We start from the raw sequence: 22,896 nt of genomic DNA, 5'->3' as shown, positions 1-22,896 counted from the left end.
AAAATATTGGTGCAATTATCTTTAATTACTTTCATACCGTTACCTGAGGCACCATGAGGCGGTATGGTGGTTCTCTGCCTGTCCCCCTGTCTGCACAATTTCCCCGTTGCCACAGACCCGCTCTTGTCGGGGCCTGTATGGTAGTGGTGGTGATGTACGGCATTCTTTCTCCGCCATCTCTCTCGTTTTTTGCATCGGCACAAACGGTGGATTTCACGCTGGACTTTGAGGACGGGGACCTGAGTGGGTGGGACCCATCTGGTGCTGCCTTTTCCGGTCAGCCAACCTATGGGGACAATCCAAGAGCTCTTGCATTGGGGCAGACGTCAGGACATGAGGGAAACTACTGGGTGGGAACGTATTATTACCCTATGATATATGCCACTCCTCCTCCAGAGGATTGGTCGGGTGATTCTCCTCAGGGTATCATGTACTCCGGATCATTTACCATCCCCGAGGGAATGCTCAGTTTTTTGGTCAGCGGCGGGAGTAGTTTTGATACCCGCGTAGAGCTTGTCACCGATGGGGGGAAGAGGAGACTCTTTCATGCCACCGGACTCAACAGTGAAACAATGCGGAGAGTGAGCTGGGATCTTACTCCGTATGCCGGGCAGATTGGACAGATCCGTGTCGTTGACGAATCTTCCAGGGCGTGGGGGCACATCAATGTCGATGATTTCCGGTTTGAGGGCGAAACGGCGACCCCGCTCACGGCAGACTTCTCTGCAAATATCACCTATGGCGAGGAGCCCCTGACCGTCGGGTTCCGTGATCTCTCGACCGGCGACCCCACCGGCTGGCGCTGGGATTTCGGGGACGGTGCGATATCCAGTGAACAGAACCCGTCCCACACCTATTCGACAGGCACGTATACCGTGGGGCTTACGGTCTGGAATTCCGGCTCTGACGATGAGACCTGGAAGACAGACTACATCCGCGTGGATGGACAAACGACTTTTGTCGAGGTTCCCGATGTCCGCGGGTATAATCTGTACTCGGAAGAGAGTGTTGTTGTCCGGATTCTGGGAGAATCCGGGTTGGATGCAGGCGGGTTCTCTGAGGATGATTCAAACAGGGAGGAGGGCATCATCGTCCGCCAGAACCCCGGACCCGGCAGCATGGTGCCCCGCGGGAGTGCCGTGGACCTTATTGTTTCAACGGGACAGTATACCCTCGTGACGGTCCCGGACCTCACCGGATGGAATCTCTATGAAGAAGAAGATGAGATCCTGGAAATTCTTGAAGAATCCGGACTCTCTGAGGGGAACGTCTATGAAGAGTCCTCTTCTCTTGATGAGGGCACTATCTTTGGCCAGAAACCGGCGGCCGGCAGCCGGGTATCCCGCGGGAGTGCTGTTGACCTCCGGGTTGCCGAAGAGGAAGGGTGGCCGTGGTGGCCGATTATTGTCATTGGCGGTGTCGCATTGGGTGGTGGCTATACGGCATACCGGGTTTTCAGGCCGAGTATTTCATTTAAACCGGAAATTACTCCGGGGAAACAGGTTATCGAACCATGTAATTCGGTTCTCTGTGAAGATGAGATCACATTGCGGCCGGTCAGGGACGCCGGGAAACAGGTCATCGAAGATGAAGCGTCGGTAGTGATGGAGGACAAGACGAAAGGAGGTGACGAAGAATGAACCATGCTGATATGACAATGGGGCAGTTCTTTTCAGAACAGGAGAAAGAATCGTTTCTGAAGAGATTGTCAGATCCAAAAAAGAGCAGGGAGATGAATTCACTGCAGAAAACGGTAGCGTCAAAGAGCCGGTTGATACCCCGGTCGATGATCTCCGATGGAGTCCGCGAAGAGACGAGGGAGCTCCTGAAAAGCAGTGTAAAAGATATCATCATCCATGCCTGGAAGACGGCAGAGCGCCTTCAGAAATACCGGGACCGGGAGACATATCCCCCGGATGAGGTGCATGTGGTGACCGTCGGGGGGTATACGATACATTCAACGCAAAACCCCAGAATCGAGGTCCTCCTGAATGGGGGGCACCTTGACTATGTCGATTTCACGGTGGATATCGCCCTGGTCTTCGAGGGAGCGGTCCTGGAGATAAAAGACGCGAAGATCATCAGCATCAAAACCGGGTCGTGCAAGGGGACATGCACCATCTCCTGCGAGGACGTCGTGCTTCCCGGCAAAGAGACGGAGAGCGTCGAACTCCCCGGCAAGATCGATTTGGGAGACGGTATTCCCATCGGCGAATAACGGGACGGAAAGGAATGGACCTCGATGGTCTGTGCCTATCCTCCCCGTTCCGGGCATCCCGGCCGTTCCCAGAATAAAAATACATATGGGTAGGTGACGAACCGTTTCCCATGAGAAAAGATATCAGCATCATCTCCGCTGCCCTCCTCGTTCTCCTTGTGGCGGCAGCAGTAATTTCAGCAGGATGCACCGGGAATACCGACACAACCGGCCCCGAAACCGTTACCCCGACCCCGGCGGCCACCGCCGACGTGACACCTGCACCAACCGACGCAGCACCTTCCCAGACACCGGCAGAGAATTCCCCGGCCCTCTCCGGGAACGGCGATGTGAATACCACCGTGGCGCTTGCAAAGGGTGTCCATCTCCTGACGTTCACACAGGACACCCCTGAAAAGAGCACCGTCTCGGTCATGACCGAAACGGACGCCATCATGATCCCGAATGCCTACAATGCAACCGTTGCCGAACAGTCCATGAAGGACGGCGCATACTACTGGACCCAGGCATTTATGGTTCAGGAAGATGCAACCGCTGACGTTCAGGTCACGACCACCGGAAACTGGACGCTTGACTTCTCATTCCCGCAGCAAATAAACGGCATCGTGCCGCAGACATTTACGGGAGCCGCCAACAAGGCAACGCCCTTCTTCCAGATCAACGCGGGGACGTATAATTTCTCAATAAAAGCAGAGAATAACGACGTTATCGCCGTCCACCTGATGGATTTCTCCGGAAATGACATTCTGAAGAAAGACAGCCAGATGCCCCTCGCATTCCACCGGGGCGCCTATGATGGTGTGGTTACGGTGCAGATAAACGAGAGCAGCAATTATCTCTTCAATGTCATGTGCGACGGAAACTGGACGGTTTCTGTTGCAGAAGCCTGATCCTATTCATCCTATCTTCTTTTTTCCGGCAGAATCATGCCGTTTGTATCCGTATTGGCTTTATTATCGGTTTCCTGCTGTCTGGTTCGATTTCGGCCGTTCCTCGGGAGCTGTTCAGGTTATGTGAATGGTATGATCGGGTTGTATTCTGTCTATGACAAATATATTTATATATTGTGTGGTGGAAGTAACCTTCCGGTTTGTATAAATAGTCGTGTGACAAATATGGTGACCATGCAAGGACGAAATGCCCTTATTATTACCACAGTTATCCTGCTTGGATGCATTCTGATGGCAGGATGTACAAGCACTCAGACAACAGAATCGGCAGGGAGTTCTCCGGACCAGACGACCGGAGACACACTCTTCGTCTATTCAGGAGCAGGCCTGAAGGCCCCGATGCAGGAGATCAGTGCTCAGTTCGGGGAACAACATCATGTGACCGTCGATAACACCTATGCAGGTTCGGGAGCGCTCATTACGCAGATGGAAATCTCACAGAAGGGGGACATCTTCATTCCCGGAGGCACCCCGGATTATGCAATTGCCGTGGACAAGGGCCTGGTGAGCGATGCACCGGAGTACGTCGCGTACCATGTACCCGTAATCGCTGTCCAGAAGGGCAATCCGCTCAACATCACTTCTGTCGAAGACTTAACCCGGCCCGGGGTGAAGATTGCCCTTGGCGGGATAAACGAAACTGCCATCGGGAAGGCCGGTGACAAGCTCTTCACTGCCCACGGCATCAAGAGCGCTGTTGAAGAGAACGTCGTTATTCGCGCTCCCACCATCAACGAACTTGTCGTTGCAATGAACATGGGTACCGTTGACGCCACGCTCATCACCATCGATAAGATGAACCGCGACACGATGGAGGCTATCCAGCTCCCGCTGGAGGACAATATGGCGCTCATCATCCCCATCGGGATGACCACCTTCACCGAAGACCCGGACCTTGCCCGGGAGTACATTGATTTCGTCTCTTCAGAAGAAGGAAAGGCCATCTTTGCCAAGCACGGCTTCCCCACCTATCCTGATGAGGTGTATGAATTATGACAGAATCAGATGTCAAAGCGATGAATATCACGTATAAACCAATCGGCATTATCCACTCAGAACACACCCGACACGAGGACACCCCCATCCAGGGGATCTTCAACCCGGCACCTGGCACCATCGAGGTATTCGAGGAGTTCGCAGAGGGGTTGCAGGACATCGAGTCCTTCACCCACCTCTTCCTCCTCTACCACTTCCACCGGGCAACGGGCGACTCCCTCGTCCAGGCGCCGTTCCTCGACGGGGAGAAGGCACGCGGTATCTTCTCTATTCGCCACTTCAACCGTCCGAACCCCATCGGCATCTCGATCGTCGACCTGAAGGCAGTCAGGGGCAATATCCTCGAGATCAGCGCATGTGACATCCTCGACGGCACTCCTCTCCTGGACATCAAACCCTACGTCTACCAGTTCGACCACCGCGACGAAGTGAAGAGCGGGTGGGTGGACTCGACGCACATCGATGATATCCAGGAATGGAACGCAACCCCGAAACAGCTGAGGGACCGTCGGAGAACAAATCTGTGAGTGGTCAGCTGTGAGTGGCAAGCGAAGGATATTCCTGAATTCAACCGTATTTTCGGCGACATTTCTGGCGGTACTGGCAGTGCTCGTCATATTTATGACGGCAGTTATCGGGGGCCTCATCTTCTACCCGTCGTTCACCGATCTCATTGCGAGTATCACCTCTCCGGAGATCCTCTTCGCGGTACGGCTCTCACTGGTCACCTCGGCGATATCGACCGCACTCTGTATCATCGTCGCCATCCCGGTCGCCTATGCAATGGCACGGTTCTCCTTTCCGGGAAAATCCTATGCCAACCTCATCATAAACCTGCCCCTCTCCCTCCCGCCTCTCGTGGCAGGTATTGCCCTCTTGATCTTCTTCGGCCCGTCTCTGGTCGGCACGTTCCTGAAGGATGCGGGTATTGACGTCGTGTATACCGGCATTGCAATCATCGTAGCCAAGTTCTTTGTAAACGTCCCCTACATGATCCGTGTTACACGCTCCGCCTTCGAGATGATCAATCCCCGCTATGAAAATGTTGCCCGGACACTCGGGTGCTCGGAATGGGAGGCATTCCGGCAGGTGACACTTCCCCTGGCAAAGAAAGGGCTCCTTGCAGGCCTGGTGATCACCTGGTCGAAATCCATCGGAGAGTTCGGCGCCGTTCTCCTTCTCGCAGGGGCAACGATGATGAAGACAGAAACCCTGCCGATAGCAGTCTATATCAACATATCCACCGGTGAACTGAACGAAGCCATTGCCGCCTCAGTCATACTCATCGGCATCGCAATCGTATCGCTCCTGGTATTCGAACGATACGGCGAAGGAACACGGGTCCTATAGGAGACACGATATGCAGATAACGAACCTGTCAAAAAACCTCGGCGATTTCTCCCTGAGAGACATTTCCCTGAGAATTGAAGAGGGAGAATATTTCATCATCGTCGGGCCGACCGGGGCAGGCAAGACCATTCTCCTCGAAACGATTGCGGGCATCTACTCTCCCGATACGGGCAGTATCGAAATAGCCGGGGAAGATATCTCCCGCATTGACCCGAAGGAGCGTGGAGTGGCAATGGTGTACCAGGACTATATGCTCTTCCCGCACCTGACCGTGGAGGAGAATATCGGATTCGGTCTGAAGCAGAGGAAGACCGATCCACAGTCCATCCACGAAGAGGTGACGAAGGCGGCAGAGATGCTGCATATAGAACATCTCCTGGACCGGTATCCGGGGACCCTCTCCGGCGGTGAGCAGCAGCGTGCCGCCATCGCCCGGGCCATCATCACCCGGCCCCGGCTCCTCCTCCTTGATGAACCGCTCAGTGCACTGGATGCCTCCACACGGGAACGGTTACGCAGTGAACTGCAGACACTCCACAGGGAACTGAAGACCACGATCCTCCACATCACACACCATTTTGAAGATATCTACTCTCTCGCGGACAGGGTGGCTATCATGGAAAACGGCCGGGTGGTGCAGACAGGGACGCCGGAGGAGATATTCCAGCATCCTGCTTCCGGGTTTGTTGCTGCATTCACCGGCATGGAGAATATATTTCCCGGGCAGTCGTTGAGTGTGGAAGGGGAGATGCAGATCGATCTCGGTCCGGGCACAATCCGGGCGGACACCGGAATCGAGGGAGATGTCTATGTCGGAATCCGGCCGGAAGATGTGGTTCTTTCCCGTGAAACGGTCAGTGGTGGTGCAGTAAACACGTTCACCGGGACCATTACGGAGATCAGGCAGAACGGCATGTTCTCCCGGGTTATGGTGGATACCGGGATCCGGTTCATCTGCGCCCTTACCCCTCAGTATATTCTGCGTATGGGACTTGCAGAAGGGGATACGGTTTCTCTCACCCTTCCTGAATCTGCCATCCATATCTTCCCGCGGGAGGGGGATCTGACCTCGTGGCATTGCAGTCATTCCGGATGCGGAAAAAAATGCGGGAAATGTGCGGCAAAGTCACAGAATAACCTGCATGGCCTGCTGTAGAATCCTTTTTGCCGCCTGACGGGCAGGCCGGAGACGGAATATGAAACCATCTTTCCTACGAGGGATATACGAATACCATTACGACAGTACGAAAATACTATGGTCCCGTTTTTTTGAAAAAATCATTCTGCAGTCTCTCCCGGTATGACATCCGCATCGATTTCTCCCGGTGTAGTTATTCCCTGGCCATAGATGCCTCCGTTACCGGAGAGCGAGGGGCAAAGGATACAGATTTCCTTGATCCTTTGGAGATGAGATGAATGGCCGAAAATACCGGGTATGCACCTGAAGAAATAAAAAACATGAAGCAAACTTCATATGAAATAAACTTCATATCAGAATATGATGAATACGAAATATCTTCCTCTCATGTGGGGTATGATGATTCTTGGAACTGCCCTGATGGTTTTTTCCCAAACCGGCATAACAGACAGCAATCAGATAAATGGTATCTGTATTGGAGTTGGTGCGGCTCTTGCCGTTCTGGGAATCGGGAATCTTGCCGGAAAATATGTTACCCGTGCTGTTGAAACACCTGAAATTCAGAAGGCTTCCCTCCGGGAAGAGAATGATGAGCGAAATATTCGTGTTCGGGAAAGAGCAGGGTGGAATACCGCCCGTATCACAAACTATGTCCTGTGTTTCCTCGCACTTGCTTCAGCACTGATGAATCTGGGACTGTATGTCACTCTCTCATTCGTATTCCTGATTATCATGGAGTTTTCACTGACGGCAGGTTCCCTGGTATATTACGAGAAGAGGATGTGAATGGATAATCGCATCCGGGAGCTGAGGAATGAGCGGGGATTGACCCAGCAGCGGCTTGCAGAGCTCGTGAATGTCTCCTCCCGCACCATCATTTCCCTTGAAAAAGGGCAGTACAACCCGTCGGTCCTCCTTGCCTATAAACTGGCATTCATTTTTGAGTGTGCCATTGAGCAGGTCTTCGTATTCAGTGAAGAAGATAAACCCTGATTTTCTCCTCTCCCATTCCTTTATACCTGAATCTGCTGAAAAAGGATCTGTACATGACCAATCCGGACATTGCTGCATTTTTCCACTGTGAGAGAATAGAGGTTTTCGCGGAGGTTGGTATTGCAGATATTCCCGCTCCCGACCGGGATTATATCCGTGAATTTTTCCCCGGAGCAGGCTCGGTTATTGTCTTTGCACAGGAAATTCCTGATCCGGTCTACCGGATGCCGCCGAAAGAGAAGACGAGGGAGATGCTGAAGATTGCCGAGGCGCTGGACACAACTTCCATCCGTTTATCTCACCTGTTAAACGAAGCAGGCATCCCTGCAAAGCGGGTCCCCCTCTATCTTCCCGTAACGATAACCGATGGAACGGTCCGGGGGCTTGTCCGGTTAAAGCAGACTGCCGCTGCCGGAGGGCTTGGGGTGATTGGCAAAAGTTCTCTTCTCATCACCCCGCACTATGGCCCACGGGTTTTTTTAAGCGGGGTGGTGACCGGCCGGGGAATTTCTGAATCAGGACAAAAGTATTGCTCTGTTCCGGCGGGAGCATCAGAACCGGAATCTCCTGCATCTCCCGTTCCCCCGCTCTGCACCGGCTGCGGGCTCTGCATCAAAAACTGCCCCGGTAACGCATTCGGGCCCGACGGAAGAGTGGATGCATTCCGGTGCATGACCATCCGCCCGTGGGTGCCTCCCGTGGCGGTTCCGGTTGCGAAGTGGCTTTTGGGACGATCGTTTCTCCTCAGATGTGCCGCTCCCCTCGCCCCGCGTTTTGCACGGTTTGCGACGATGCCGTGCAGTGAATGTGTGACGGGGTGTTTGAGGTTTTGAGTTTTTTTGAGTTATTTTGAAAAATTACGGATGATCCCGGATAATTCAGATTCTCATACTCAGGGTATGGATTTGGCCAGGTCCTGATGTCATCCCACGCCCCGTGAGCTGTGCACCACAAATCCCCTGGGTGTGGTGCATAAATCCCTGTGATCATTATGGACATACATTTTAACGGGCAACTGAGTAATGTGCGCACCATCATTTTTACAAATCATTCCTTCGGTGCACCAAAAATTCTGTGGAGACCAAATAATGACGAATGAAAGCAGACCGGCAATCAGGGTTCCGACATTGGTTTTTATGAGGCTATTGGTGTTTGATTATGATTTCGGGTGGATACAATAGTTATTTTAACCCCCGTGTGATAAATGTGATCTGATGGCTCTTGAACCAAATGGTCGCCGACACTGGTGCAGCAGCAGTTCAGGTATTGGAACGATTCTTGATGATGTAATTGAAGGGCACCGTCTCACTGAAGCCGAGGCACTGAATTTGCTGACCGCAAAAGGGAGGGATGTCTTTGAAATTGCAGCAGCAGCCGATATAATAAGAGAGCGAAAAAATGGGGATATTATAACGTATGTCAGAAACCAGAATCTCAATTTTACAAACAACTGTATTAATTCCTGTGGATTCTGCAGTTTCTGCCGGAAGACCGGCCAACCGGATACCTTCTGCTTTAACAGGGAAGAAATCATTGAGAAGGTAAATCAGGCAAAAAATCGCAACGTAACTGAAATCTGCAGTGTTGGTGGACTTCACCCGGATTTTACCGCAGAGAATTATATTGAGATCATTTCCCTTATACACCATACCGCCCCGGAGATTCACATCCATGCAAATAACCCGATGGAGGTCTGGTACGGAGCAAAAAAGAGTGGAATACCAACTATTGAGATGCTTGAACACATGAAAGAAGCAGGACTTGGCTCTTTGTGTGGGACTGCGGCTGAGATTCTTGTTGATGATGTAAGAGAAGTTATCTGCCCGGGCAAGATTGACACCGGTACATGGGAGAGGATTATCAGGGAGACTCATGGTCTTGGCATACCCACAACTGCTACGATTATGTATGGTCACGTCGAGACCCTGGCAGACAGGATAATGCACCTGAAACTACTGAGAGAGATCCAGGATGATACCGGTGGTTTTCTCGAATTTGTGCCTCTTTCATTCATCCACAATAACACTCCTCTCTATCTTGAGGGAAGAGTACGGCCCGGAGCCACAGGGCGGGAGGATATTCTCATGATAGCCGTTTCGAGACTATTCCTTGACAATTTTGACAATATTCAGGTGTCCTGGGTTAAATACGGAAAAAAACTTGCCCAGCTCGGATTAATGGCCGGAGGAAATGATCTGGGCGGGACGATATTTGAGGAGAGCATATCCAGAGAGGCAGGGGCAAGGGATACAGATTTCCTTGATCCTTTGGAGATGAGACGAATGGCCGAAAATACCGGCCGGAAACTTGCACAGAGGTCAACGCTTTATCAGGTAATGTAGAGGAGGTGAGATGATGGAAGAACCAGTTAAAATTGGCATAATAATTTGTGACAGATATCATACGTGCGCAGGAGGGAAATGCATGCGATCTCTCCATAACCGTGAGGGTGCTTTTAGCAGATATGATGGTAAAGAAGTCGAACTCGTTGGTTATGCAACCTGTGGAGGGTGTCCGGGAGGGAATATCGAGTATGCACCTGAAGAAATGAAAAAAAATGGCGCAGAAGTTATTCACCTTGCAACGGGTATGATTGTGGGTTATCCGCCCTGTACAAGAGTGAACTATTTTTCAAATTTTATTATGGAAAAATTCGGTCTGGAAGTAGTTGTGGGAACACACCCGATTCCGGAAAAATACTACAAAACCCATACGAATCTGAAAACATGGGATTCAAAATTGTGGGAACCATTAATCGCACCGACCCTGTCAGATGAAAAAACACGTCAGTCGTATGATTAAGGAAGCAATCCTGCCTCTTCTTCCCTTTTCCTATGAAGCCAGATCAAAAGCCCCGCCAGCACCAGTGGATAGAACAAATCCATATACATCATCGCTCCGGCGTTATTGGGGGCGAAGTTGCCGCCTGCGACCATCTCGTAGACATGCCCCAGCCCCGCACCGATGAGAAAGATCCCGGTGCCGATGATGGTCGCGGTCCAGTAGCCTTCGCTCTTAAACTTCAGGCAGAGGAGGCCGACGATCCCCATCGCAACGTCCCACATCCCCACCTCACGCTGGAACGGGCTCCCCGGGGGCCAGCCAATGGATTCTGCGACCTGGTCGGGGATGACGAGGTGGCCGAACCCCGAGTAGGCCATGTTCAGGCCGAGACCGATGGCAAGCTGCCACATGAGCACGGTCTCCAGCCGCTTTGCCCCCTCGTGCCCCTTCACCCGGATATGGATGAGGGCGATTGCGACACCGAGGAGCGGGAAGACGAGCGGCCAGAGATATGCGACGAGGTCCATGACGAAGGATGGGGTGGAATGGGTAATAAGGAAATTGATACGCGACCGGCGGATGCCCGTGGTCCGGTCTTGTATCCATCCGTTGTCCCCGAATCAGATATCCCTTTTCGGCGTCTTCCGGTAGACCATCCCCTGGAAGATCGCGATCTTTCTCTCTTTGTCGTCCGTTATGACAACCGTATAGGAGGCGAGCTTCGGGTTCCCGGTAAACTCCTCCGCTTCCGCTGTGAGAATGCCGTCCCGTGCGGCGGTGAGATACGATATGGAGGCGTTGATGCCTGCCGCAGGGATCCCGTGGGAGTTTGAGGCAAGCGCAAATGCAGTGTCCGCAAGCGTAAACAGTGCCCCGCCGTGCACCGTCCCGTGGCTGTTTTTGTGGCGATCGCAGATCTGCATAGAGACCGTAGCTCGGCCGGGTGAAACCGAGACGAGTTCCAGCCCGGTTTCCTGTGAGAATGAATCGGCGGCGAAGAACTCCTTCGCTCTCCTGAGATCGTCGGATGCTGACATACGGTGAGATTGCACCTGTTAATGAAAGAGGTTTTCTGAATGAAAGTATCTCTCTGTCATACCGGGGCAGACCCTCCGGTCATGCCGGAGACATCCCTGCCTGTCGGCGATTTCTCCGGAAAAAAGGAGTATTCTGGTTTATCGAAGCGATTTTCTCGCCCGTTTCACGGATTCCAGAATAACATTTCATAACGTTCGTTAACGAATAGTTTCCCATGAGAAAAGATTTCATCCTTTCCGCTGCCCTCCTTGTCATTCTTGTGGCAGCAGCCGTGATTTCGGCAGGATGCACGGGCACCACCGATACGACCGCTCCTGCAACCGCCACCCCGACACCGGAGGCACCGCCCGCAGAGACCGCGACCGAAGCGACCCCCGCCCCGACCACCGCAGCGCCGGAAGCTCCTGCAACCACTTTCGACGGTACCGGCACCGGGAACTTCACCGTCTCCCTCGCAGGGGGCGTGCACCTCCTGACCGTCACGCAGGACAGCCCCGCAAAAACCACCGTTTCCATATCAACCGAAAAGGACTACGTCAACGCGGAGGGTACGCTCAATGAGGCTGTCACAGACGAGGCGATGAAGGACGGCAAATACACCTGGAGCTATGCCTTCATGCTTGAAGAAGACGCAGAGGCGACCGTTCAGGTTGAGGCCACCGGGAACTGGACGCTTTATTTCTCCTTCCCCCAGCAGATCAATGGCATCGTCCCACAGAACTTTAAGGGAATCGGGACCACCGCAACGCCCTTCTTCCAGATAAACGAGGGAACATACGATTTCTCTATTCAGGCATCGAACAATGACATGGTGGAAGTCCATCTGATGGACTTTTCCGGAAATGACGTCGAGAAAAAAGACCGCCAGATGCCTCTGTCCTTCCATGAGGGAACATATGATGATGTGGTGACGGTCGCCGTGAACGAGAGCAATAATTATCTCCTGAACGTCGTCTGCGACGGAGACTGGACGGTCTCTGTTGCAGAGGCGTGATCATTTTCCCTGATTTTCCCTTATTTTTTGCGAGCATCCCGGTTTCCCGGTTTGGGCGTATTCTCCCGTATTCGAGGGGAGGTGCTGGTGATTCTAAAATTCCCCTATTCGTATCAATCGTGCCAATCGGAAATAATAAATGTAGATTCGGCTCAATCTCAGTAGTTCTGAGTGTTGTATCTGTTTTGGTCGATGAAACACGACGGAAAATACCAGTAGCCCATCATACCGGGTATTGTCAGGATGCAAAACGATTCACAAAACGGTGCCGTAACGACCCCTGTCGCGACGGCAGCAGCAGTATATACAGACGGTGACCGTGAAAAGAAGCAGGAACCGGAGAAGAGATGATATTCGTACCAAAAATACAACAGGCAGGTGCACGGCGGATGGTGATGGTTTCATACCGAACGGGATTGAATAAACCAATATTTTCCGGTATGGGCAGCGGGTGTGCGGCTGTCAACCGTGGGCGGTCTGCATGAGCAGTGAATTGATCTATATCGGGCTGGGCCTTATCATCGGTCTTGGCATCTCAATGCAGTGGCTCGCAAAGATCTTCAGAATTCCGGGGATTATCCTCCTGTTACCGGCCGGTATGATTGTCGGCCCGGTACTCGGGCTCGTGCGGCCACAGGAAATCTTTGGAGATACCTTATTCCCCCTGGTGACCATTGGCGTGGGAATTCTCCTCTTAAAAGGTGGATTAGAACTTCGTCTGAAGAACCTGCAGCCCGGTATGAGCCGCTCTGTCTGGCGTCTCGTAACGGTCGGGGTGATTTTGACACTCTTTATCGGAACGGTGGCTGCACTGTTCCTCTTCCATATCCCTCCTGTTTTGGCATTTCTCCTCTCCGCTCTCTTAGTGGTCTCCGGCCCCACCGTGGTCGGGCCAATCCTCAGTTTTGCCCGTCCAAAGGAACCGGTAGGGACCGTTTTGCAATGGGAAGGTATTATTATTGACCCGATTGGCGCTGCTCTTGCAGTGGCTGCGATCAGCTTCATTACGGCGGAAAACCCGAACCCGTTTCTGGATATATTTTTGACCATGGCAGTGGGCGTGATGCTTGGTATTGCAGCAGCGCTGATCTACACGTACGCCGACCGTACACGCAATATACCCAGGGGGCTCGGCGGCCTCATTGCCCTGATGCTGGGGATTGTGGTTGTCACCGTGGGAGAACTGATATTTTCGGAGGCAGGTCTCTTCGCCGCGTTAACCATGGGGTTTGTCATCGCAAACCAGCGCCTGACACCGTTTGGCAGTATACGCGTCCTCACGGAAACACTGGAACCACTCATCATCGGCATTCTGTTCATCATGCTGGCTGCAATGGTTGATCTTGGCGCCATGGTTCAGTACCTGGTACCCGCTCTCGTTCTGGTGGCGATATATGTGCTCGTCGCCCGCCCGCTGGCAGGCTTTCTCGCCACGCATGGTCTGGGGTACAGCAATGCACAACGGATATTTATCGGGGCCCTGCACCCGCGGGGCATTGTTGCTGCAGCCACCGCCTCATTATTCGCCCTGAATTTAGCCGAATTCGGGGTTGATTTTCCCGAGATGGTCCCGGTTGTTTTCACGGTGATACTGGCGACCGTCATTATCTACGGACTGGGAACTCCTGTCCTCTCCCGTGTGCTGAAGATTGCAGACCCGGAACCCACCGGTATTGCGGTCTACGGGGAACAGCACTGGGCTCTCGATCTGGCAGCAGCCCTGCATACGGCAGGAGCAACGGTTATGGTGCTGGCACCGGGCAGCAGGATACTTCGGAGTGTTGCAGACTCCGGAAAGATACCGTTTGAAGCGTATACCGGATCTCTCGCGGACCTGGCGGATGAAGAGGTTCTGAACGATGCCCATTTTTTTAAGATGAAAGTTGCGTGGCTCCTGATTGCGTCTTCCAACAGAGACAGCATCGGGTCAGCTGAGGATGCATTTATCGATTCAATCGGGCCTGAGAATATGATCATATTCGGATCGGATCGGGACCTGCAGGACAGGAGAGTTTTTGGAGGAAAAATCGATATTCTCGCGAAAACGCCGTACGGCCTTTTTGGTCGTAACGAGGATGAACTGCTGGACATGCTGGAAAACGGATACAGTTTCCGGGCCATCGACAACAGGGAACAGCCACAGGATGGCGGAACCCCGGAAGGGACACGGGCCTTTCTCAGGGTGAATCGTGACGGAACGCTTGCCGTACCCGGAAGTGATTCCCGTCTTGAAGACGGAGAATCCCTTATTATCATCACAAAAAAACACGATCTGCCAAAAAAAGATACGTATTGACTCCGGTTGATCAATTATCTCCCCTTTTATTCCGGCAGAAAGATGGAGAGAGAGAGGGACTGGAAATCACCATTTCAGCACCGCGTACGGGAGGAGAGAGCCCTGGTTCATTTCGGCAGGAAAGAACTGAACTCAAAACGGTGGCCGGATCCGGAGACAAACCTCGATTTCCACTGGAAAAACGAAAAATATGAGCAAAAGAGAACGCAGTATTACCGAACAAAAATCCCTATTCTGCCGTATTTTGAATCTATGTATGATATAAATAATTATTCATCTGTTTTTGTGTAAACAGAGTAAATTATAATAATTTAATGGGGCAAATATGCAGATAATCTGCCCAAAATACTGAATTCCATTGGAAATAATCGGGTTTGAATCCGGGCGTTAAAAACCATTGAATCTGCATTTGAATCCACTTCGGGAACGCAGGAACTGCAGCGGTGCAGGTGGGTGCGTGACTGCAGTCAATGGAATTCGACACCCTTGCCGGCCGGCCCCTCACCGGGACTGCCGTATTCCATCGTATCTTTGCGGTCTCCTCCCGCATATGTGACCATTGCAACAGAACACTTAATGCCCTGCTGTTTTCAATGGTGTCTAACGGGTAACTGTCCGGGGGCACCCGTCCCCGGCACGTAAAAGCCGGAGAAATCCCGGAGCAGAAGTATACCGGAAGGAAGGGAATTCAGAGTGGCAACATATGTGCTGGTCCACGGCGGAAACATGGACACGGAGACATGGAACCGGCTCACGATAGGTGAACCGGTTGATACCGCAGACGGGAAAATGGGCGGCAGGATCTGGGACGGGACCGTCGCCCGCCTCCGGGAGCACGGCCACCGTGCGTTCGCCCCGACCCTCGCAGACGAATACACCGCCACCCTGACCGGCCATATCGGGGAGGTCAGGAGACTCATCACCGAGCATACCCTGCAGAATGTCGTCCTTGTCGGGCACAGCTACGGCGGGATGATCACAACAGGCGTTGCAGCAGCACTCCCGGAGCGGATTGGCCGTCTGGTCTATGTGGATGCCGCACTGCCTGACTCCGGCCAGTCGCTCTTTGATATCATTGCAGGTGCAGGCATCCGTCCCGCCGCAGTCTCCGGTCTTGACCCCGCACCGCCGTACGTGGAACCTCTCTTCTTCGACCCGGCCGTATTACGGCCGCTGCAAAAGACCTATATCCGCTGCACGAAGAGCGATTTTGTGCAGGTCACCGCCGGAGCCCGAGAGAAGATCGCGGCCGACCGGACCCGGTGGACCTATCATGAACTCCCCGCCTCGCATGTCCCGATGGCCGATATGCCTGAGGAACTGTTCAGGATACTGCTGGAGGCTGCCGGAGAGCACGAGTCGCCGTCGTAAGATTCAATCCCGGTACGCACCTCTTCTCATTCCTGTTTTCTTCATCCCCGCCACCACTACATTCACCGTCACCCCGCACCGCCAACGTCTTTACCGCCGAACGGCATACGTCTCACCATGGACCCTCTCATCGCCCGCATTCGCGAAGACCTCAGCAAGAACGCCGACCCGGATATACGGGCGGGTTCGCAGCGGTTCTTTAAGGAGGGCGTACGCTGCTACGGGATGAAGACCAAAACCGCGACCGGCATCGCAAAAAGATACTGGAAAGAGGCGAAAACACTGCCAAAAGCAGAGATCTATGCCCTCTGTGAGGAACTCTTCTCCTCCGGCTACCTGGAGGAGGCGGGCATCGCCTCGAACTGGACCTATGCCCTCTCGGGCACCTATGACCGGGCAGACCTCGCTATCTTCCGGCGCTGGATTGACACCTGCATCACCACCTGGGCCGCCTGCGACACCTTCTGCAACCATACCGTGGGGGATTTCATGGAGCAGTACCCGGAGTGCATCGCAGAACTCCGGGACTGGACGCAGTCGGAGAACCGCTGGATGCGGCGTGCGGCAGCAGTATCTCTCATCGTTCCCGCGAAACACGGGAAATTTCTTGCAGAGGCAATGGCGATTGCAGACCTTCTCCTGACGGACGCGGACGACATGGTGCAGAAAGGCTACGGGTGGCTTTTAAAGGAGGAGAGCAGAGAGCACACGGATGAGATCTTCTCCTTTGTCATGGCAAAAAAGAAGGATATGCCCCGGACGGCACTGCGCTATGCAATCGAGCTGATGCCGAAGGAGCTGCGTGCGGAGGTAATGAAGAAGGACTGGTAAATCCGGATGTCGGTAGCCGGGCTCTGTCTTCACCCGGACCGATTGTTTGGATTGGTATCATTTTTATTGGATCATGGGAAAGGAGATTTGGCCGGGCGGCTGGCCCGCCCGGTGCAGCATATCCGAATCCTCCCAAAAGGAGGGAGGACGGTTATTCCCGTATCCGGTCGGCCATCTCCTTTCCGATTTCAAATGCCTGGTCCATCTCGGACCCGTCAGGGACGTACAGGACCTCCTGTGTTCCGACAACCGTGAACCCCGCTTCCGTGAGCTCGTCGGCGACAATCTTGACGGCGCCTCCCGTACCGCCCATCGAACCGAAGGCGAGGGCGAGACGCTCTCCCGTACGGTTGAAGTGGAGCCCCCTGAGATAATACAGGAGATCCCCGATACTCGGGTAGGGCATGTCGTTGATGGTCGGGACACCGACCATGACCGCTTTTGAGTCGAGGATATGCTTGACAATCTCGGAACGCTCGTCCTCATGCAGGTTGAAGAGCTTCACATCGCATCCGCCGGCGATGACGCCTTCTGCGAGACCGTGGGCAAGCATCTTTGTCGAACCGTGCATGGTGTCGTAGATTATCGTCACCTTGTCTTTGCGTAACGAACCGGTTGCCCATCCCACGTATGCACCGAGTACCTTGCCGGGGTCAGTCCAGATCTGGCCGTGCGACGGGGCAATCATCCTTACCTTTTCTATCAGGCCGAGGCCGGTGAGCTCTTCTGCCTTTCTGACGAATAACGGGGTGAGCGGAACGATCAGGTTGGCATAGAACTTCTGCGCCGCATCCATCAGGACATATTCGGGAATGTCGGTATCCAGCCGGTCTGCACAGCAGAGGTGCTGGCCGAAGGCATCGTTCGGGAAGAGGATTCCGTCTTCAGCGTAGAGGGTGAACATCGAATCAGGCCAGTGGAGAAGCGGGGCCTCGACGAATGCAAGCGTTTTTCCGCCGAGATCGAGGCTTTCGCCGGTTGTTACCTGGTGGAAGGTGGCGCCCGCAAGAGCCGGGAAGTGCCGGAGGAGACCCTTCTCTGCAACCGCGGTGCAGTAGATCGGCGCATCGGGATACTTCTTGTGAATCTCGACAAGCGCTCCCGAATGATCCTTCTCGACGTGGTTCTGGACGATGATGTCTATGTGTTCCGTCTTCCCTTCTTTTGCACATGCATCTCTGATTCTGGCCCACATCTGGGCGGATTGGCCCGGGTACACGTTGTCGATGAGTGCCGTCTTTTCCCCAAAGACAAGGTAGCAGTTGTAGGACGTTCCGTCAAGGGTATAGCCGTGATAGCTCCGAAGGTCCCAGTCGAGAGTTCCGACCCAGTACACACCGTCAGCAATCTTATATGATTCTGCTTTCATGGTCATCACATCGTTCGTATTGTTGCGAACATTCTATGGTGTGCGAACAAACTTTAAGAACATTGCGGTACGAATTTGTTTATGCACGCACGGCAGGCCGGAGATCAGGACAGGCACCCCGGGGACGTCCGGCTCTTCTCCACCCCTGATACGGTTGTGGCGGTCGACAGCCCGATCAAGGTCCGGATTCTTGAGATTATCAGTGACGGTCCGGTAGCGTTCGACCGGATTGTCGAGGAGACCGGGAAGGCAAAGTCGACGATATCGGTGCATCTCCGCGACCTTGAACGTGCCGGGCTTATTACCTCGGTTCCGGACCCCCATGACAGCAGGCGCCGTATCATCGCGCTCTCCTCATCTGTGATCGGGCGGCTGACCAACACCGATCGCCATGCAGAACCCTCTCCTTATCTTCACCGGAACGGCGACCATGACGAGCCGTTCGACGACGATGATCTCGTTTCGTTCTTCCGCTACTGCGTGCGGGTATTCCGGTCGCAGGCCATGGCCATGGGAATCAATATCGATCCGGTGCTCCGGCAAACGGGTGCGGAGGTCGGAACCGTCCTCGCCCCGAAGGTGGCGGGCCGTTCTGTCGAAGACGTGGTGAGACAGATGGACTCCTTCTGGCAGGCACACGGTCTCGGTTCAGTTCAGCTTGTCAGTGCCGACCCGCTGCGGCTTGAGGTTCGCGACTGCTTCGAATGCATGGAACTGCCGGTCACGGGGCACGGGGCCTGTGCGTTTGATATTGGTGTCCTCACGGCAATCTTCTCCCATCATCTCCGGTGCCCGGTTACGGTCGTGGAGGTGCAATGCTACTCATCGGGCGATGACCACTGCTCCTTTGTGATTACACCCATAACCGGGTCAGAATAGGCCGAACTGGCTGAGAATCCCGCACACCATTCCTCACATCCATCCTTCCGCAATACCAATCCACCCGTCGGCAACGGTGGGGAAGTACTCGTTTCTGCCGGTCCGCTGCGGTCGGTTCGAGTCGGGTCTTATCATCCATGCGTACCTGACATACGTGGTTGCATAGCATCATTTTATCTTATCATCCGGATATCCGGGACCGGCAGGAGCAGGGGTGCAGGGAAGGATGGAATAATTATGCACCGGTGCAAAAAAATACGAGAGTACGATGACGGAAGAGGGAGTGGACACCGACTGCAGCAGGCTTGCATTACAGCAGACCCGCGGGGATCTCGGGAGGGAAATCGCCGCAATCGTGCTGCGGTACTCCCCGCGTGATCTGAAGAAGATGCAATGGAATTTCTCTGGAAAAATCCGGAAAATTGATCCCATTTACCGGAAAAAGCTCGAGAAGCTCGTCACCGGTCACCTGCTTGCAACATGGGAGGATATCCGGCTCATGAACCAGCAGGGGGCATTTGCAGCAATGCGGGAACCGGTGCCGGAGACCACCGGAGAATACTGGACGATGGTGGCGGAAAACTGTTCCTCAGGTGAGGGCGAAAAGGACCGGCTGCGGTTTCTTAAGTTCCTTCTCGCAGGCTTCTGCATGTTCGTCCGGACTATCCCGCCGCACCCTGTCGGGATGCCGTTTCCGGGCGGCGACACGGTCCAGCTCATCGAGGGCACCTATTACTGCCCGGTCCGGACAAAGGCGAATGACGTCGATTCCGCCCTCTGCCCGTTCTGTCCGGCCCACCAGACACCTGAGGTGGGATACCTGAAGCCGCCGGTGAAGGGCAGTACGCACCGGAAGCAGGAGTTCATACGGAACACGTATGAATTCCATCACTTCAACGGGTAACCCGGTTCCGGGAGCGTTACTCCGGCAGGTGCCGTTTCAGGAAGTCCAGCGCATACGCCTGCGCCTCTTTTGCATGCGGGTTGATCCAGAACGCGAGATGTGACCCCTCTTCAATCCAGAATCGTTCCGCGTTCGGAACATGCTCATAGACATAGACGCCGTCGTAGAATTTCACGTCCGCATCATGGGTGCCGTGGATGACGAGCGTCGGGCAGGTGATCTCTTCCACCGCGAGGTGGTACAGCTCCCGCGTGATCACCATGTCGTTCTCCGTCCCTGCCTTCCGCGGGCGATAGGGGTACATCGTGTTCATGAATGCGGTGACAAATTTATGCGCCTCGGGGTCGGAGAGAACAAAGTCCAGGTGCTCCTGCATCTGCTCTTTGGTGAAGTATGCCTCGCTCTTGAAGATCTCCTTAATGAACGCGTCCGGTTTTGCCTTCGTCATCTTCCGGAGGAGTGCCTGGCCGGTGTCGGACAGGAAGAACATCTGCGTCAGGGCGCCCGCCTTCTCCGGCATATCATAGAACCCGCTCACGGAGTCTGCGGTAACGAGCGCCCAGATACGGTCCGGGTGGCGGATCGCAAAGGTGTAGGCAAACGGGCCGCCCGCTGAGATGGAGAAGACCGCAACCTTCTCAATGCCCAACTCGTCGAGGACAGCCGCGAAGAGATCCGCCTGTTCGTCAAGCGTCTTCCCGCTTTCAAGCGGTGTCCCGAGATACCCCGGCCGGGAGAGGGACAGAAGCCGGAAATCAGAGCCGGCAAAGTCAATTGCCACCCGGCACTGGTCCACACCGCCGAGACCGCCGTGGCTGCCTAAGAGCACCGGCCCGTCCCCTTCGGTGATGTCCACTTCCACGTCGCCCAATTTTGTGTGGATGATCTGCGGGGAGATGAAGACTCCCTCCATGACTTCCTGTTTTTCTTCGGTATCACTCTGGTTTTCTGATATCTGCGAATTCATCTGTCTAAATCTCCCAAATCTCGGTAATACTGTTTTTTATGGCATTGTGGGATATATTGCTATTCTTTTCTGCAGGGGCAGCCTCTTCTCTCATACCGGTGAGGGGCGGCGTCCGTGATTTTCCTGCCGTATGGCTGTGTTTTTCCGATATCAAAGCCGGAAAATACGATTCATTTTGTTTGTCATCCGTTCATCCGGTTGTGACCCGCATAGTGGTCCGTCCCGGAGAATGCGGAAATCACTTTTCATTTGACCGACAACGATAGACTACCAACGCAGGAAGGCCCCCCCAATGTACAGGACAGATGAACGCTTCGTGAGACGCATGATCGTTGCTGCCGTTGTTCTCGGTTCATTTATGGGAGCAACGGACTCAAGCATCGTTATCATCGCCCTTACTTCGATATCACGGTATTTTGACGTGGGGACGAGTGCGGCATCCTGGGTTCTCATCATCTACCTGCTGGTAATTACCGGCTTTCTGATACCCTTTGGCCGTCTGGGCGATGTATGGGGCAGAAAGAAAATATTCGTGGCAGGATTTGCAATCTTTACCGCCGGTTCGTTTTTTTGTGGTGCGTCCGGAAGTCTTCCCGAACTGATCCTCTTCCGTGCGGTTCAGGGAATCGGGGGTGCGATGATCATCGCCACAGGATCTGCCATACTCTCCGTCTCCCTGCCTGCGCAGACCCGTGGCAGGGGACTGGGGTATCTGTCTCTTGCAAATGGTCTGGGTCTTGCCGCTGGATTTGGTATCGGCGGTATTATCGTTCATTTCCTCTCATGGCAATGGATCTTTTTCATGAATGTTCCCGTCGGACTGTTCGCGCTCATCATCGCCTGCATATTTATTCCCGGAGATACCGTCCAGCGAACACAACCCCCTGCCTTTGATTTCGCCGGAGCACTGCTTGTCATCCTCTCGGCGGGTCTCTTTACGTATGCCCTTTCGCTGGGCGAAGAGATGGGGTGGCACTCCGTTCCCATCATCGGAGCAATCATTCTCTCAGGAATATGTTCGCTCTTATTCATCACGTGGGAGAAGCATACTCCCTCCCCGCTGCTTCAGTTAGGAATGCTGAAAAATCCTGGAATTTCGGCAGGAATCGGCGCAGCAATGTTCAACCGGCTTGTCCTCTCCGGAATGACGTTCCTGATACCGATCTATCTTGAAATTGTGAAGGGGTATTCAACAGGCTTTACCGGTCTTCTGCTCCTTGCTCCTTCTCTGCTCATCATCTTCACCGGCCCCACGTCCGGTGCACTTTCAGACCGGATCGGCTCACGGCGTCTCTGTGTTCTTGCAGGACTCTTCCTCTTTCTATCCGTCGGTATCTTCGTTATTTTTGACAATACCATCGCACTTGTGGCGATCCTTACCGCGCTTGCCTTTCGCGGAATCTCTATGGGGCTCTTTTCCGCACCGAATCTCAGACTCGTCCTTTCATCCACGCCGGAGGACGATCAGGGTTCGGCAGCGTCACTCTGGTATTTCTCACGCTATCTGTCCTCCACCATCGGTATCGTTATCTTCGAGATGATCTTCGATCACTGGATACGAAAGGATGTGGCGCCCGGGACCGCCGGCGCCGTTCATCTGGTGTCCCCTATCGCAACGGTTGAGGCCGCGTTTGATACGGCGTTTATGATCGGGGTCATCTTTGTAATCGTGATGATTATCCTGACCCTCCTGATACGGGAGGGGAAGGAACACTGTGAACCGGCTGACTTTGATATCCGGGACTGAGGGCTGCCTGCATACCCCCCGGAATCCCCCGGAGCATTTATTTCCCCGGCAACAAATAACCCCCTTACCGG

Annotated in this window: 24 protein-coding genes; 20 read left to right on the top strand and 4 right to left on the bottom strand. The window is 53.8% G+C overall.

Annotated elements, in window-relative coordinates; translation table 11 throughout:
• Positions 1-152: 152 nt before the first annotated feature.
• From OU421_RS13005 to OU421_RS04855, 12 genes are all read left to right on the top strand, one after another.
• Complete coding sequence (locus tag OU421_RS13005; protein ID WP_326493524.1) at positions 153-1,640, top strand: PASTA domain-containing protein; 1,488 nt, start codon at positions 153-155, stop codon at positions 1,638-1,640.
• On the top strand, positions 1,637-2,218 hold the full coding sequence (locus OU421_RS04905) for a hypothetical protein (RefSeq protein ID WP_268187494.1): 582 nt from the start codon (positions 1,637-1,639) through the stop codon (positions 2,216-2,218). The genes OU421_RS13005 and OU421_RS04905 overlap by 4 nt, the downstream gene beginning before the upstream one ends.
• Positions 2,219-2,328: 110 nt before the next feature.
• Positions 2,329-3,108 (top strand): hypothetical protein, encoded by a 780-nt coding sequence (locus tag OU421_RS04900; RefSeq protein WP_268187493.1) that lies wholly within the window; start codon positions 2,329-2,331, stop codon positions 3,106-3,108.
• 234 nt (positions 3,109-3,342) lie between these two features.
• A complete protein-coding gene (modA, locus tag OU421_RS04895) occupies positions 3,343-4,164 on the top strand; it encodes a molybdate ABC transporter substrate-binding protein (RefSeq protein WP_268187492.1) in 822 nt (273 codons plus the stop codon).
• Positions 4,161-4,691 carry a tRNA (N6-threonylcarbamoyladenosine(37)-N6)-methyltransferase TrmO gene (gene tsaA, locus OU421_RS04890; RefSeq protein WP_268187491.1) on the top strand — a complete coding sequence of 177 codons (531 nt, stop codon included), beginning with the start codon at positions 4,161-4,163 and terminating at the stop codon, positions 4,689-4,691. The genes modA and tsaA overlap by 4 nt, the downstream gene beginning before the upstream one ends.
• A gap of 10 nt (positions 4,692-4,701) precedes the next feature.
• Positions 4,702-5,514, top strand: a complete 813-nt coding sequence (locus tag OU421_RS04885) for an ABC transporter permease (RefSeq protein WP_268187490.1) — start codon at positions 4,702-4,704, stop codon at positions 5,512-5,514.
• A 10-nt stretch (positions 5,515-5,524) separates the two neighbouring features.
• Entirely contained in the window at positions 5,525-6,670 is a 1,146-nt protein-coding gene (locus OU421_RS04880) for an ABC transporter ATP-binding protein (RefSeq protein WP_268187489.1), read from the top strand.
• A 342-nt stretch (positions 6,671-7,012) separates the two neighbouring features.
• Entirely contained in the window at positions 7,013-7,438 is a 426-nt protein-coding gene (locus OU421_RS04875) for a hypothetical protein (RefSeq protein ID WP_268187488.1), read from the top strand.
• Positions 7,439-7,645, top strand: coding sequence for a helix-turn-helix transcriptional regulator (locus OU421_RS04870; protein ID WP_268187487.1), 207 nt, complete (start codon positions 7,439-7,441; stop codon positions 7,643-7,645). It begins immediately after the preceding gene.
• A 53-nt stretch (positions 7,646-7,698) separates the two neighbouring features.
• Positions 7,699-8,478: a hypothetical protein gene (locus OU421_RS04865; protein WP_268187486.1), complete on the top strand. Its 780-nt coding sequence runs from the start codon at positions 7,699-7,701 to the stop codon at positions 8,476-8,478.
• A 381-nt stretch (positions 8,479-8,859) separates the two neighbouring features.
• A complete protein-coding gene (gene cofH, locus OU421_RS04860; protein WP_268187485.1) occupies positions 8,860-9,987 on the top strand; it encodes a 5-amino-6-(D-ribitylamino)uracil--L-tyrosine 4-hydroxyphenyl transferase CofH in 1,128 nt (375 codons plus the stop codon).
• 10 nt (positions 9,988-9,997) lie between these two features.
• Positions 9,998-10,447, top strand: coding sequence for a CGGC domain-containing protein (locus OU421_RS04855; protein WP_268187484.1), 450 nt, complete (start codon positions 9,998-10,000; stop codon positions 10,445-10,447).
• Here the strand turns inward: OU421_RS04855 and OU421_RS04850 are convergent.
• Positions 10,444-10,956, bottom strand: a complete 513-nt coding sequence (locus OU421_RS04850) for a DUF6790 family protein (RefSeq protein WP_268187483.1) — start codon at positions 10,954-10,956, stop codon at positions 10,444-10,446. The two genes, OU421_RS04855 and OU421_RS04850, sit on opposite strands and share 4 nt — an antisense overlap.
• Before the next feature lie 93 nt (positions 10,957-11,049).
• The gene (locus OU421_RS04845) at positions 11,050-11,466 is read right to left on the bottom strand and encodes a PaaI family thioesterase (protein WP_268187482.1); all 417 of its coding nucleotides are present in this window, start codon (positions 11,464-11,466) and stop codon (positions 11,050-11,052) included.
• A 215-nt stretch (positions 11,467-11,681) separates the two neighbouring features.
• Here OU421_RS04845 and OU421_RS04840 point away from each other — a divergent pair, with 215 nt between their 5' ends.
• From OU421_RS04840 to OU421_RS04820, 5 genes are all read left to right on the top strand, one after another.
• A complete protein-coding gene (locus OU421_RS04840) occupies positions 11,682-12,461 on the top strand; it encodes a hypothetical protein (protein ID WP_268187481.1) in 780 nt (259 codons plus the stop codon).
• Positions 12,462-12,808: 347 nt separating this feature from the next.
• Positions 12,809-12,946, top strand: a complete 138-nt coding sequence (locus OU421_RS04835; protein WP_268187480.1) for a hypothetical protein — start codon at positions 12,809-12,811, stop codon at positions 12,944-12,946.
• Positions 12,943-14,757: a cation:proton antiporter gene (locus OU421_RS04830; protein ID WP_268187479.1), complete on the top strand. Its 1,815-nt coding sequence runs from the start codon at positions 12,943-12,945 to the stop codon at positions 14,755-14,757. The genes OU421_RS04835 and OU421_RS04830 overlap by 4 nt, the downstream gene beginning before the upstream one ends.
• Positions 14,758-15,450: 693 nt before the next feature.
• Entirely contained in the window at positions 15,451-16,128 is a 678-nt protein-coding gene (locus OU421_RS04825; protein ID WP_268187478.1) for an alpha/beta fold hydrolase, read from the top strand.
• 117 nt (positions 16,129-16,245) lie between these two features.
• On the top strand, positions 16,246-16,959 hold the full coding sequence (locus OU421_RS04820; RefSeq protein WP_268187477.1) for a DNA alkylation repair protein: 714 nt from the start codon (positions 16,246-16,248) through the stop codon (positions 16,957-16,959).
• Between the two features lie 151 nt (positions 16,960-17,110).
• On the opposite strand, the gene OU421_RS04815 is transcribed toward OU421_RS04820, so the two are convergent.
• Positions 17,111-18,328, bottom strand: coding sequence for an FprA family A-type flavoprotein (locus OU421_RS04815; protein ID WP_268187476.1), 1,218 nt, complete (start codon positions 18,326-18,328; stop codon positions 17,111-17,113).
• A gap of 81 nt (positions 18,329-18,409) precedes the next feature.
• On the opposite strand from OU421_RS04815, the gene OU421_RS04810 reads away from it, so the two are divergent.
• Both OU421_RS04810 and OU421_RS04805 read left to right on the top strand, forming a co-directional pair.
• Positions 18,410-19,207 (top strand): V4R domain-containing protein, encoded by a 798-nt coding sequence (locus tag OU421_RS04810; protein ID WP_268187475.1) that lies wholly within the window; start codon positions 18,410-18,412, stop codon positions 19,205-19,207.
• A gap of 268 nt (positions 19,208-19,475) precedes the next feature.
• Positions 19,476-20,111 carry a DUF2115 domain-containing protein gene (locus OU421_RS04805; protein ID WP_268187474.1) on the top strand — a complete coding sequence of 212 codons (636 nt, stop codon included), beginning with the start codon at positions 19,476-19,478 and terminating at the stop codon, positions 20,109-20,111.
• A 16-nt stretch (positions 20,112-20,127) separates the two neighbouring features.
• On the opposite strand, the gene OU421_RS04800 is transcribed toward OU421_RS04805, so the two are convergent.
• Positions 20,128-21,078 (bottom strand): alpha/beta fold hydrolase, encoded by a 951-nt coding sequence (locus OU421_RS04800; protein WP_268187473.1) that lies wholly within the window; start codon positions 21,076-21,078, stop codon positions 20,128-20,130.
• A 292-nt stretch (positions 21,079-21,370) separates the two neighbouring features.
• Here OU421_RS04800 and OU421_RS04795 point away from each other — a divergent pair, with 292 nt between their 5' ends.
• Entirely contained in the window at positions 21,371-22,825 is a 1,455-nt protein-coding gene (locus tag OU421_RS04795) for an MFS transporter (RefSeq protein WP_268187472.1), read from the top strand.
• Positions 22,826-22,896 lie beyond the last annotated feature (71 nt).

The organism is Methanogenium organophilum (assembly GCF_026684035.1).
Lineage (GTDB): Archaea > Halobacteriota > Methanomicrobia > Methanomicrobiales > Methanomicrobiaceae > Methanogenium > Methanogenium organophilum.
Note: the sequence above shows the minus strand (reverse complement) of the source record. Positions and strands in the feature narration are given on the sequence as shown.